Here is a 13,072-nt window from a genome sequence, read left to right as displayed (position 1 = left end):
ACGATTTAAAGGTAAGCTTACCTTGATAAGATGTAATGTTGATTTTCAATACTTGATTGAATTCCTATTGGTTGGAAAAGCTTTTTACCTTTAGGGTAAGTAGCGTAAATTTCTCCAATATCAAGTATAAAATCAATATCTTGTTCTCTGTTTGATAAAACCTTTCCTAAGTATAAATTTGCTATATACAGGCCTGCGACAGCTTGTAGCACGTTACCCAAATTAGCTTTATTAAAATGCTCTCTGCGTTCATGTTTTAAGCAATTATAGTCACTCCACCATGAAGGAGACTTGCCTTCGTTAAAATCTTTCCATGGGATAAATTGCAGTTCGAATTCGAAAGATTGTACTTCTTCAGTTATCAGCCCTTTTTGATTTTCAACTACACATTCACGGTAAATTGCTATGTTTGCTTCTTTAGATTTTTTAGAGGGGCAAATACCACATATTTCTTTGAGCACGACTTCTACCTCAGCACAAATAGCCAGATAGAGCTTCGCTAGCTCAATGGAATATGCTTTAAAGTTATCACTGGAGAAGTGAATGTAACGTGACATTGCATATACATCTGATTCTAGCGAGAGATAATAACGCCAATGTAGATTTTGTTTCATTGATTCCATTCAAATTAGCCTTTTAGGCTAATTGCTCCACTTATCGATGATAGGTTACATGTCTCTTTAATGTTAATACTTTAACTCGAAAATACCTTTGATCTTTAATTTCATCAAGGTAGAAGAGAGCATACTTTAAAAGTAAACTTACAAGAAAGTAAATTCAAGTAACTTATTGAATAGAGTGTAGAAAAATGGTCGGCATAGCAGGATTTGAACCTGCGACCCCTGACACCCCATGACAGTGCGCTACCAAGCTGCGCTATATGCCGACGTTGCATGCCATAGTACGGCTTTTTTTATAAAAATCAATATCTCCACAGTTCGATTGCCTGTTAATTGTTCAGGCAATCGGTATTAAATCAATGGGCTAGAGGTTAATCTAGCCAATCGTTGATCGTTTTGTACATAAAGTCGCGTATTAATGGTTGAGCATCGGCATTAGGGTGCAGGTTATCGTTTTGCATAAGTTCTGGACGGCCTGCAATACTAAGCATGAAAAAGGGCATGAGCTCAGAATCTGTTTCATCGGCAATGGTTTTAAAGCTATCGGTGAAAAGTTTGGTATAACGCGGGCCATAGTTTGGTGGAATTTGTACTTCCATTACGGCGGTTTTCGCCCCAATTTTTTGGCTTTTTGCAATTAAATCACGTAAGTTAGCTTGCAGGCGTTTAATAGGGAAACCTCGTAAACCATCGTTTCCGCCAAGCTCAATGAGTACATGAGTGGGTTCAAATTCGCTTAGTAACGCGTCGAGCCGTCTTAGGGCGCCACCTGTGGTTTCACCGCTAATACTGGCGTTTACTAGGTATACAGATTGGTCTTTTTCATCGTACTTATCTTGTAACAATTTAACCCAGCCTTGCTCTTGTTTAAGTCCGTAAGCGGCGCTTAAACTGTCACCTAGAATTAAAATTGTGTTGTCAGCTGCTGCCGTAAGTGGTTTGATTACTAACAGTAAAACGAATATAAAACGTAGGATTGGATGCATCATATGTCAGCGCTTTCTCAATTAAACATCATTCAAGTTAAAGGACTTTCTAAAACGGTCACCACGGTTGAGGGCGACCTGACCATCCTCAGTGACATCAGCTTTAATGTCAAGTCGGGCGACTCAGTTGCCGTGGTGGGCACCTCTGGTTCGGGTAAGTCTACTTTATTAAGTTTATTGGCGGGCCTTGACCAATCAACGGGCGGCAGTATTCATTTAGACGGAGCCGCATTACACGAATTAGATGAAGAAGCACGCGCAGCACTTCGCGCTGAAAAAGTAGGATTTGTGTTTCAATCTTTCATGCTTGTACAAAGCTTAACAGCTCTTGAAAATGTAATGCTTCCGGCAGAACTTGCAGGAAGCAAAGACGCTAAGCAGCAAGCACTTGAGTTACTTGAAAAGGTAGGCTTAAGCCATCGTGTTGGTCATTACCCATCGCAATTATCTGGCGGTGAGCAGCAACGTGTAGCAATTGCTCGTGCATTTATTGGCACACCGAAAATTTTATTTGCCGATGAACCGTCAGCGAACCTTGATAGCAAAAACGGTAAGTTAATTGAGTCTTTATTATTTGAACTAAATAAAGAGCATGGCACAACACTCATTTTAGTAACCCATGATGAGCAGCTTGCACAAAAGTGTCAGCAAATTTTACATATTGAAGCAGGGCAGTTAGTAACTGTAAAAGAAAGCGAAGGAGTGCAAGCGAATGTGGGCTAAATTAGCACTAAAACTGTTTTCACGTGAGTTTAAGCGTGGCGAATTAACAGTGATCAGTGCAGCAATAGCCTTAGCTGTTCTCACTGTTTTAACACTGTCTATGGTTACCGACCGAATTGGCCAAAGTATTGAAGAAAAAAGCAGTGCCTTTATTGCCGCTGATCGCGTTTTAGCAAGTAACCATGCTTTACCTGCTGAGTTTTTAGAAAAAGCCAACCAAGATAACTTACGCACCGCTAAAATAACTTACTTCGACACCATGCTATTTGCCGGTGACGAAATGCAACTTGGCTCGGTGAAAGCGGTATCAAATACCTATCCGTTAAAAGGCGAGCTAAAAGTAAAAACCAGCCTGACTGACCAACCACAAGTAACTTCTGATATCCCAAGTCGTGGTGAAGTGTGGTTAAGTGAATCTGTGTTTTATGCGCTAAACATTAAAGTGGGCGATAAAGTAGAGCTTGGTGCTGCTACGTTTACGGCTAGTCATGTTGTAGCCGAAGAGCCAGATGCACCGTTTAATGTGTTCTCGAGCAGCCAGCGAATCTTAATTAATGAAGCAGACATTGCTGTTACAGAGGTAATTCAGCCGGGCAGTCGGGTGTTTTACCGCCAACTTTATGCTGGCGACAAAGACAACTTAGATAGCTTTTATGCTTGGTTAAAACCACAGATGAAAGAAAACCAGCGTTGGTATGGCGTTAAAGACCGCCAGTCACCTATTTCTAATAGTTTAAATCGTGCCGAAAGCTATTTATTGCTAGCTGGTTTACTTGGCATTATTTTAGCTGCTGTTGCTATTGCGGTATCGGCAAAACGGTATTGTGAGCGTCAGTACGACCCAGTTGCTATGATGAAAACGCTTGGCGGTAGCCGCTCTATGATCCGTAAGATCTATTTATTACATTTGAGCCTTGTATGTTCAATGTCGGTGATTGTCGGTTTACTGATTGGTTATGGTTTACAAGCGGTTGCCACGGATTATTTGGCACAAACCATGGGCTCAGCATTGCCGAGTGCATCGGCAAAGCCTTGGATCATTGCGATTAGCACGGGTGTGATTTGTGCGGTTATGTTTTCAATTAAACCGCTACTCGATTTATTTGATATTCCGCCGCTACGTGTACTGCGTCGTAACTTAGGCGACCGTTTATTAGTAAGTAAAGTGCACCTTACTATGTCGGCGCTTACTGTGTTTTTACTGATGTGGTTATTTAGTAACAACATCAAAATTAGTGCAATTTTGTTCCTTTCGACGGCATTTTTAATTGCGGTGTTATTTGGTTTATCAAAGGTTATTTTTGGTGGTGGCCGCAAACTTGGCTTGAGTCCGGGCAATAGTTGGTCATTGGCGATTGCGTCAATTCAAAAGCGTGCCAATGTGAATGCGGTACAATTAATTAGCTTTGCTTTGGCTATCAAGTTATTACTGTTTTTAATTGTACTTAAGAACGACATGATTTCGGATTGGCAGTCTCAGCTTCCTGAAAATGCCCCTAATTCATTTTTAGTGAACATTACTGAGCAAGAGTTAGAGCCTATAACTAGCTTCTTAGCGCAAAACGATATGCCAACGTCTGATTTCTATCCGGTTGTTCGTGGCCGTGTAAACGCCGTAAATGGTGAGTTGGTTGCCCGCGAAGTATCGCAAGAAGACAACGAAAAGAAAGACGAAGAAGCCCGCTCTGGTATTGGTCGTGAGTTAAACCTAACTTGGCGTAAAGACTTACCTAATCAAAACGAGCTTATCGACGGTACATGGTTTAGTGAAGACTCAGTAGCCGAGGCATCGGTAGAAGAGTCGATGCTTGAACGCCTTGATGTACAAATTGGCGATACGCTTACTTTCTTAATTGGTGCGCAGTCGTTTGATGCAAAAATCACCAGTGTACGTAAGGTTAATTGGACCACACTTAAACCTAACTTCTTTATTATTTTAAGCCCTGATGTACTAGCGAGCTTTCCTGCTACTTATATTTCATCAGTGAATGTAAAAGCAGAGAAAAAACGTGAGTTTAATGAGTTGATGCGTCAATACCCAACGGTTAACGTGATAGATGTTGAGAGCTTTATTAAACAAATTCGCTCAACCATAGAGCAAGTATCGTTAGCGATTGGCTTTGTACTAGCGATTGTGGTTGCCTGTGGTGCTTTAGTTCTGATTTCACAAGTGCAAGCAAGTTTAGGCGAGCGAATGCAAGAGATTGTTATTTTGCGAACTTTAGGTGCGAAAGGGCGCTTAATTAAAAATGCCACCTTATATGAGTTTTTACTATTAGGTGTTACCGCAGGTTTAGTCGCAGCCATTGTCAGTGACATTGCTCTGTTAATAGTACAAAAACAGATGTTCGATTTAGCAGGTAAGTTCCACCCTCATATTTGGGTGATTGGCCCTGCAGTCGGGGGCTTATTTGTGGCATGTTTAGGTTATTTGATGATAGCCCGCACAATGCGAAAAAATACCCAAGGCCTGTTACGTTCACTCGCGTAAAAGTCTCTTGAAAGTTGACTATAAAATGCTCGCAATTGCGGGCATTTTTTATGAATTGCAATTGGTTACTGGTAATTTATACAGTGCTCTGGCATTATTAACCGCAGATAATAATGATAATAGACGGGTCAGTTAGTTGGCGATAATTTTAGGGATTGATCCTGGTTCACGATTAACAGGGTACGGCGTGATTGCTCACCAAGGTGCTAAGTTCACTTATTTAGGCAGTGGCTGCATTAAACTGGCCGATCACGATTTTCCGGTACGCTTAAAAATGATTTACCAAGGGATCAGTCAATTAGTAGAGCAATTCTCACCAGACAGTTTTGCTATAGAAAAAGTGTTTATGGCACACAACCCAGACTCAGCGCTTAAACTCGGTCAAGCACGTGGAGCAGCGATTGTTGGCGCTTCAATGGCAGAGCTGCCAGTTTATGAATATTCAGCTAGGCAAATTAAGCAGGCTGTTGTAGGTAATGGCGGCGCCGATAAGTCTCAAGTACAGCATATGGTTAAAAACATTTTAAAGCTGCCAGGTACCCCTCAAGCCGATGCCGCAGATGCCTTAGCAATTGCTATTTGTCATGCACACTCAGAACAAAATTTAATAAAACTTGCGGGCAGTGCGAGCAAAACCGTAAGAGGAAGATTAAGGAAGTAATATGATTGGTCGATTAAATGGCTTACTTGTTGAAAAGCAGCCACCAGAAATTCTTATTGAAGTAAGTGGTGTAGGCTACGAAGTACAAATGCCCATGACTTGCTTTTATGATTTACCGGCAGTGGGTGAGCAAGCGGTTATTTATACCCATTTTGTGGTACGTGAAGATGCCCAGCTATTATTTGGCTTTAACAACAAAACCGAACGCGCTTTATTTAGAGAGCTTTTAAAAGCCAATGGTGTAGGGCCAAAACTTGGTCTTGCTATTTTATCGGGTATGTCAGCGCAGCAATTTGTAAGTTGTGTTAACAATGAAGATGCAACAACACTGGTTAAACTGCCAGGTGTTGGTAAAAAAACGGCTGAGCGTTTAGTGCTCGAAATGAAAGACAGACTCAAAGATTGGGGTAATGACTTATTTACACCATTTAGCGATAATGCCGTCATTGAGCCATCAAGTGATGATACCCTAGTGGCAAATAATGCTGCCGATGATGCAGTATCAGCACTTGTGGCATTAGGCTATAAGCTACCGCAAGCACAAAAAGCGGTTAAAACAGTGAACAAACCAGATATGACGACCGAGGTTCTAATTAAAGAAGCTCTAAAATCAATGTTGTGAGTAAACCATGATTGAAGCAGATCGCTTAATAGATGCGAGTGAACAAAGTAACGAAGACAGTGTTGATCGTGCAATACGACCAAAGCTGTTAACCGATTACACAGGCCAGCCGCATGTTAAGCAACAAATGGAGATTTTTATCGAGGCAGCTCGCCACCGTGGTGAAGCGCTGGATCACTTATTAATATTTGGTCCACCGGGTCTTGGTAAAACCACACTTGCAAATATTGTTGCCAACGAGCTTAACGTTAATATTAAAACAACGTCGGGGCCAGTACTCGAAAAAGCAGGCGATTTAGCTGCGCTTTTAACGAACCTTGAAGAAGGTGACGTACTGTTTATTGACGAAATACACCGTTTGAGCCCGCAAGTCGAAGAGATTTTGTATCCTGCAATGGAAGATTATCAGCTGGATATAATGATAGGTGAGGGCCCCGCAGCACGCTCAATCAAGCTTGATTTGCCGCCATTTACTTTAATTGGTGCAACAACTCGTGCTGGCTCACTCACCTCACCACTTAGAGACCGTTTTGGTATTGTTCAGCGATTAGAGTTTTATTCTGTTGAAGACTTATCAAAAATTGTTGCCCGCTCAGCAAGCTTTTTAGACTTAACCATGTGTGATGAAGGTGCAACCGAAATCGCCAAGCGTTCACGCGGTACACCGCGCATAGCAAACCGTTTATTACGCCGCGTTCGTGATTACACCCAAGTGAAATCAGACGGCAAAGTGAATGCCACAGTTGCAGAGCAAGCCCTCGATATGATTGATGTCGATAAAAGCGGTTTTGACTACATGGATAGAAAATACTTGCTAGCTATTATCGAAAAATTTATGGGCGGCCCAGTTGGCCTTGATAACCTAGCGGCTGCAATTGGCGAAGAAAAAGAAACCATCGAAGATGTGATAGAGCCGTTTTTAATTCAACAAGGCTTTATTCAGCGTACCCCACGCGGACGACTCGTTTCAGACATTGCTTATTTACACTTTGGGCTAACGCCTGAGAAATAACTAAAACCCCGCGGTTAGTTACAAGCTTTAAGCTATAAGTATCAAGCAGCTCGAGAGAGCTGCTTTTTTTATCGAGATAACTTGCTTATATTAAGTAGGTGTATAGGTTTTTACCGCTTACCGCTTACCGCTTACCACCGCTTACCGCTTACCGCTTACCGCTTACCGCTTACCGCTGGGTTGTTGTCTCATTTTAACATCTGTAATTCACATGCTGTTAAGTTATCGGTAGGTATTCTCATTGGCGTTTGTGTAGGCAAAAAAAAGCCCGCATAAGGATGCGGGCAAACAACAAGTTGAAGGAAGTAATCCAGGGAACTACGGTCTACTTGAATAAGGTTTTATCCCGATTTAAGTAAACCTAGAGCAATACGAAACTTCATATTGCTAAAAACGGAGCTTGATGAAAGAAACTTTCATTAGGTTGCTAGCTCGGTATAGGTAAATAATACGCAATGATGGATTTTTCTTCAAACTAGAAAAATTTTATTTTCAGATAAAAAAAACTAATGTGAGCTAAAAATTGAATTGTTTTCTTTTTGTTCACTTTGTAACTATTTTGTTTTTAACCTTCTGAATAAAAGGGTTTTTATAAATTTTGTGATCTTTATTCAGGATTAGTTTAAGTATTCTGTAGTAGATTTGCAAAAGTGCTTTTGGGTGTTTATGCGTAATTTATGAATAAACGTCGTGTTTTTGGCTGTTTTGGTTGCTTTTAAGAGCTATTCTAGTGACTTATTATTAAGGTGAAAATATGCGTAAATGTGTTGATAAAACCTAATATGGCTAAAAAATAACTAAGCAAATTGCTTTTTACCGTTATTTGCCGCTAATTCACAGCAAGAGCGTTGTCAGTTTATAACTGACTAGATACACTAGATGTAACTTTTGGCCATGATTGTGGTCAATAAATGCAAGTGTAAAAAATATAACAAATTACATAGAAATCTATTTTAGGAGTTTAACGTGGGATCAGGGCTTAACTTTTTAGATCTTATTCTAGAAGCCAGTGTACTTGTCCAGCTAGTAATGTTGGCATTAGTCGGTATGTCGGTAATGTCATGGGCAATTATTTTTCAACGTAAAAAAGCGATTTCTGATGCACTTAATGGCGCTAAGCGTTTTGAGCAAAAGTTTTGGTCAGGTATTGATTTAAGTAAATTATATAACGAAGTATCTGCTCGTCCTGGTGGTGCATCAGGTGTTGAAGCATTATTCGTTGCAGGATTTAAAGAGTTTGCACGTCATAAGAAAAATACATTTCAAAGTGCAGGCATCGTAATGGAAGGCACACATCGTTCAATGCGAGTTGCGCTATCGCGCGAAGTTGAAAAGCTTGAGTCTAGTTTATCGTTTTTAGCAACAGTGGGTTCAATTAGTCCTTACATCGGTCTGTTTGGTACGGTATGGGGTATCATGAACGCATTCATCGCGTTAGGTGAAGTTAAACAAGCAACGCTACAAATGGTAGCGCCAGGTATTGCCGAAGCGCTGATTGCAACTGCAATGGGCTTATTTGCTGCAATCCCTGCTGTAATTGCTTACAACCGTTTTGCCAATAAAGTAGAAAAGCTTGAAGGTAATTACATTAACTTCATGGAAGAATTCGCCAATATTTTACACCGCCAAGCAGCTGCGCAAATAGAGGCTAAAGCGAATGTATCAGCGTAAGAAACGTCGCCCTGTAGGTGAAATAAACGTAGTACCTTACATTGATGTAATGTTGGTACTACTAATTATATTTATGGCAACTGCGCCACTGATTACCCATGGCGTAAAAGTGGACTTGCCGAAAATGGAAGAATCGGATTTAGTTGATACTAAAGATACACCGCCTATCATTGCGTCAATTGATGCTGAAGGTAAGTACTATGTAAGTATTGGTACTGACCCAGAAGCACCAATGGAAGCGCTGGATGTTGCGGCGGTAATTAAACTTCAACTGCAAAAAAATCCAGATACACCTGTAATGATTAAAGGTTCTGGCCGTGTTTCTTATCAAGAAGTACTGCTGCTTATGGACTTTTTGAAAAATGCTGGTGTGCCTTCAGTGGGTCTTATGACCGAATCATTCGAGGGGACGAAAGGCTAGTATGGGTGCATCAGTAGTAAAATCGGTTCTTTTGCACCTTGCAATAGCAGGTTTATTAGTAGCAACAGCTAATTTTCATATGCCAGCGCCTAAGGTGATGGAAGTAACGCTGAACCCTGCTTTACCAGAGCCTGAAAAAGCCGTTGCCGCAGTAACGGTTGATCAGCAAAAGGTTGAGCAGAAAATTGCCGAGCTTAAAAAGCAAGAAGAAGCAAAAAAACGAGCCGAAGCAAAACGTATTCGTGACCTTGAGCGCCGTGCAAATGATGCACGTAAGCAACGTGAAGCTGAAGACAGACGCCTTAAAAAGCTAGAGCAGCAACGCCGCGCGAAAGAGAAAGAAAAAGCAGAAGCAGAAGCACAAGCGAAGAAAGCACGTGAAATTCAAGAGAAAGAACGAGCTAAAGCGCAACAGGCTGAAAAGCAAAAGCAAGAAGCTGAAGCCGCAGCGAAAGCTGCAGCTGAAAAACGTAAAGCTGAAGAAGAAGCGTTAAAGAAAGCGGAAGAAGAGCGTAAGCGTAAAGCTGCCGAAGCTGAAGCTGAACGTAAACGCAAAGAAGCTGAAGCAGAGCGTAAACGCCAGCAAGCACTGCAAGAGCAAATGCTACAAGAACAATTAGCTGCTGAGCAGGCTGCACGTAATAAAGTGCGCCAGCAACAAGTAGTGGGCGAAGTTGAAAAATATAAAGCGTTAATTATGGCGCGCATTCAACAAAACTTCTTAAAAGATGAGAAGATGAAAGGTAAAGAATGTCGTCTTAATATTCGTCTTGGTTTTAATGGCTTAGTGACTCAAGTAAAATCACTGGGCGGAGATACCTTGGTATGTGAAGCTGCAATGCGCGCGGTGCGTATGGCAGACACACTTCCAGTATCACCAGACCGTGAAGTATTTGAGCAACTTAAAAATATTAATTTAACAATAGCGCCTCAATTTTAAAGGAATGATATGTTTAACCAGATAAAAACAGCATGTTTTATTGTATTACTGGGCTTTCATGGCATTGCCAGTGCTGCACTAGAAATTGTGATCACCGATGGTATTGACGGTGCACGTCCAATTGCGATTGTACCTTTCCAGTACAATGGTGTAGGAACTATCCCTGAAAAATTAAGCTCAGTGATTGCAGCTGACTTAATGCGTAGTGGTAAGTTTAAGCCAATTGACGTGAACACAATGCCGCAGCTTCCAGCTACTGACACCGACGTTGATTACGGCGCTTGGGTTAATAAAGGCGTTGAAGCGGTTCTTGTAGGCCAAGTAGAGCAGCAAACAAATGGCCGTTACTTAGTTAAGTATGAGCTTATTGATGTTATTCGTGGTCAAATTACCGGTGGCGAAACGCAAATGATGAGCAATGGCCAATTAGTTAAAAGCCAAGATCACATTTTAGACGCGCGTGAAAGCGTAATTGCTGAAACAGGTTTTCGCCGTTACGCGCACCGCATTAGTGATGTAGTTTACGAAGCGCTTACGGGTGAAAAAGGTGCATTCTTAACGAAGATTGCTTATGTGATTGTTCGCGAAGAAGAGCCTAAGCCATACCAGCTTGTAGTTGCTGATTACGATGGTTTTAATGAGCAAGTGTTACTTCGCTCTAAAGAGCCATTAATGTCACCAGCGTGGTCACCTGACGGTACTAAGCTTGCGTACGTAACATTTGAGAATCGTCAAAGCCAAATTTATATTCAAGATTTATACACAGGTAAACGTGAGCTGATCACAAGTCACCCTGGTATTAATGGTGCACCGCAGTTCTCGCCTGATGGTAAAAAGTTATTATTAGTGCTTTCTAAAGACCGAAATGGTGCAACAGAAGTATATGTTTTAGACCTTGCAACTCGTAAAGAAAGACGCCTTACAAACCACCGTAGTATAGATACTGAACCATCTTGGTTCCCTAATGGGCAAGATATTGTGTTTACGTCTGAAAGGGGTGGTAATGCCCAGATTTATAAGTTAAATTTGCAAACTGGTAGGTCAAAACGCATGACGTTTGACGGAGATATGAATCTAGCAGGTTCGGTTTCTCCAGACGGAAAAGAATTAGTGATGGTGAACCGTACCAACGGTCAATACCATCTTGCTAAGAAAGAGCTAGCTACAGGCGCGTTCCAAGTATTAACTAGAACTCGCTTAGATGAATCACCGAGTATCGCTCCAAACGGCTCGATGATTATCTACAGCACGCTTCATAATAATAAACAGGTGTTGGCGTTAGTTTCTATGGACGGTCGCTTTAAAGCACGCTTACCTGTGCTAAACGGACAAGTAAAGGCACCAGCTTGGTCGCCTTATTTACAGTAATTTTACTGGTTTACTCAATATAGGAATCAATTAAATGCAACTTAATAAAACTTTAAAAGGCCTGCTAATTGCTGTGCCAGTGATGACATTAGCGGCGTGTAGCTCTTCTTCAGGTGTTGACGAAGGTGCTGCAAACCAATCTAACCAAGGTATGGTTGAGCAATCAAACAACACTGATACTGTTGAAGTTGCAACGCTTACTCCAGAGCAACAAGCTGAAGAAGCACTTCGTGAAAAATACGAAGCGTTACGTCAAGAGCAAATCATTTACTTTGGTTTTGATAACGCAAAAATCCAAAGCAAATATGCTGAACTATTACAAGCACACGCTGAGTTCTTAGTACAAAACCCTTCAGTTAAAGTTCTAATCGAAGGTCACGCAGATGAGCGCGGTACGCCTGAGTACAACATCGCACTAGGTGAGCACCGTGGTCAAGCAGTAGAAAAATACCTACAAAGTTTAGGTGTTTCTGCTAGCCAAATGTCAGTAGTGAGCTATGGTGAAGAGAAGCCAATGGTTAAGTCTCGCACTGAAGAAGCGTTCGCGAAGAACCGTCGCGCAGTATTAGTTTACTAATAAAGAGTCATTATGAAGCCGAAAATTATTTTGGCAGCAATGATCTTAAGCGGGAGCACCCAGTTATGGGCTGCTCCCGCTCCTGTTTCAGAAGCTGCAAGCTCGCAATCGAGCATTGAGAAGCGTTTAGTCGCTTTAGAAAACATGATGAAGTCACGTAATTTATTGCAAGCTGAGCTTCAGCAGCAGCTTAATATTTTACAAGACGAAGTGAGCCAAGTACGTGGTATTACTGAAGAGCAAAGCTATAAGCTTGAAAAAGTATTACAACGTCAGCGTGAGCTTTATCAAGAGATTGAGAACCGTGTAAGCCAAGCTTATAGTCAGCCTGCTGCAACACAAACTCAACCTACTAACACTTATACGGATGTGGGTGCATCACAGGCAATCAGTTCAGACTTATCTGAAAACGAAGCCTATGAACGTGCTGTAGCGTTAATCATGAAAGATAAACGTTATGAGCAAGCAATTCCTGAGTTCCAAACATTCTTAACTACTTACCCTAATTCAGTGTATGCATCTAATGCGCATTATTGGTTAGGTCAGCTGTTAACAATCCAAAACGATCAAGCTGGTGCAACTGAGCACTTTAAAGTTGTTGTGAATGAATACCCTAATTCTAATAAGCGCCCAGATGCGATGTTAAAGTTAGGAAACTTATTAGCGGATCAAGGTTTAGGCGAGCAAGCCCTTAAAACCTTTAATGATTTAATTAATCAGTACCCAAGTACTACCGCTGCTAAATTAGCCACAGAACGTCTGTCGCAAATGTAGATTTGACCTGATTAGACTGCTTTTTGACATAAGCGGTCTAAAATTAGGCAACTAGACATAAAAACTTAAAAAAAGAGATATTTTCTGTTGCACTCAGCATTTAAATAAGTATTATAAGCGCCCGCAGCAGGCGATTGGTAACAACAGCCAAAATGCGGAAAAAAGAGCGGGTCATTAGCTCAGTTGGTAGAGCAGTGGACTTTTAA

General features: G+C 41.3%; 13 protein-coding genes and 2 tRNA genes (1 of these 15 running past the window's edge). 12 read left to right on the top strand and 3 right to left on the bottom strand.

Translation table 11 applies throughout. From position 1 onward, the window contains the following. Nucleotides 1–17 precede the first annotated feature (17 nt). The 3 genes from AN213_RS11760 to AN213_RS11750 all read right to left on the bottom strand — a co-directional run bounded on the left by AN213_RS11760 (nucleotide 18) and on the right by AN213_RS11750 (nucleotide 1,609). On the bottom strand, nucleotides 18–623 hold the full coding sequence (locus AN213_RS11760) for a hypothetical protein (protein WP_055198698.1): 606 nt from the start codon (nucleotides 621–623) through the stop codon (nucleotides 18–20). 186 nt (nucleotides 624–809) lie between these two features. Then, nucleotides 810–886, bottom strand: a tRNA-Pro gene (locus AN213_RS11755). A 105-nt stretch (nucleotides 887–991) separates the two neighbouring features. Beyond that, nucleotides 992–1,609: an arylesterase gene (locus tag AN213_RS11750; RefSeq protein ID WP_054553006.1), complete on the bottom strand. Its 618-nt coding sequence runs from the start codon at nucleotides 1,607–1,609 to the stop codon at nucleotides 992–994. Between AN213_RS11750 and AN213_RS11745 the strand changes: the two genes are divergently transcribed. The 12 genes from AN213_RS11745 to AN213_RS20275 form a co-directional block, all read left to right on the top strand. Next, on the top strand, nucleotides 1,610–2,329 hold the full coding sequence (locus AN213_RS11745; RefSeq protein WP_054561283.1) for an ABC transporter ATP-binding protein: 720 nt from the start codon (nucleotides 1,610–1,612) through the stop codon (nucleotides 2,327–2,329). Continuing rightward, nucleotides 2,319–4,820 carry an ABC transporter permease gene (locus tag AN213_RS11740; protein ID WP_055198697.1) on the top strand — a complete coding sequence of 834 codons (2,502 nt, stop codon included), beginning with the start codon at nucleotides 2,319–2,321 and terminating at the stop codon, nucleotides 4,818–4,820. Before AN213_RS11745 ends, AN213_RS11740 begins: the two co-directional genes overlap by 11 nt. Before the next feature lie 136 nt (nucleotides 4,821–4,956). Next, nucleotides 4,957–5,481 (top strand): crossover junction endodeoxyribonuclease RuvC, encoded by a 525-nt coding sequence (gene ruvC, locus AN213_RS11735; RefSeq protein WP_054561285.1) that lies wholly within the window; start codon nucleotides 4,957–4,959, stop codon nucleotides 5,479–5,481. A 1-nt stretch (nucleotide 5,482) separates the two neighbouring features. Further along, entirely contained in the window at nucleotides 5,483–6,103 is a 621-nt protein-coding gene (gene ruvA, locus AN213_RS11730) for a Holliday junction branch migration protein RuvA (protein WP_055198696.1), read from the top strand. Nucleotides 6,104–6,110: 7 nt separating this feature from the next. After that, complete coding sequence (gene ruvB, locus AN213_RS11725; protein WP_054553011.1) at nucleotides 6,111–7,115, top strand: Holliday junction branch migration DNA helicase RuvB; 1,005 nt, start codon at nucleotides 6,111–6,113, stop codon at nucleotides 7,113–7,115. A gap of 966 nt (nucleotides 7,116–8,081) precedes the next feature. Next, on the top strand, nucleotides 8,082–8,786 hold the full coding sequence (tolQ, locus tag AN213_RS11720) for a protein TolQ (RefSeq protein ID WP_054561288.1): 705 nt from the start codon (nucleotides 8,082–8,084) through the stop codon (nucleotides 8,784–8,786). Beyond that, the gene (gene tolR, locus AN213_RS11715; protein WP_054561289.1) at nucleotides 8,773–9,207 is read left to right on the top strand and encodes a protein TolR; all 435 of its coding nucleotides are present in this window, start codon (nucleotides 8,773–8,775) and stop codon (nucleotides 9,205–9,207) included. Before tolQ ends, tolR begins: the two co-directional genes overlap by 14 nt. 1 nt (nucleotide 9,208) lies before the next feature. Further along, nucleotides 9,209–10,147, top strand: a complete 939-nt coding sequence (gene tolA, locus AN213_RS11710; protein ID WP_054561290.1) for a cell envelope integrity protein TolA — start codon at nucleotides 9,209–9,211, stop codon at nucleotides 10,145–10,147. 9 nt (nucleotides 10,148–10,156) lie between these two features. Beyond that, nucleotides 10,157–11,515, top strand: a complete 1,359-nt coding sequence (tolB, locus tag AN213_RS11705; protein ID WP_054561291.1) for a Tol-Pal system beta propeller repeat protein TolB — start codon at nucleotides 10,157–10,159, stop codon at nucleotides 11,513–11,515. 34 nt (nucleotides 11,516–11,549) lie between these two features. After that, nucleotides 11,550–12,092, top strand: a complete 543-nt coding sequence (gene pal / locus AN213_RS11700) for a peptidoglycan-associated lipoprotein Pal (protein WP_054553016.1) — start codon at nucleotides 11,550–11,552, stop codon at nucleotides 12,090–12,092. Nucleotides 12,093–12,104: 12 nt separating this feature from the next. Further along, a complete protein-coding gene (ybgF, locus tag AN213_RS11695) occupies nucleotides 12,105–12,866 on the top strand; it encodes a tol-pal system protein YbgF (RefSeq protein ID WP_054561292.1) in 762 nt (253 codons plus the stop codon). 168 nt (nucleotides 12,867–13,034) lie between these two features. Next, nucleotides 13,035–13,072, top strand: a tRNA-Lys gene (locus AN213_RS20275); it runs 80 nt beyond the window's last position.

It is taken from the genome of Pseudoalteromonas sp. P1-8 (genome assembly GCF_001399985.1).
Classification (GTDB): Bacteria; Pseudomonadota; Gammaproteobacteria; order Enterobacterales; family Alteromonadaceae; genus Pseudoalteromonas.
The sequence above is the reverse complement of the archived record's forward strand: the minus strand, read 5'-3'. Positions and strand labels throughout refer to the sequence as shown.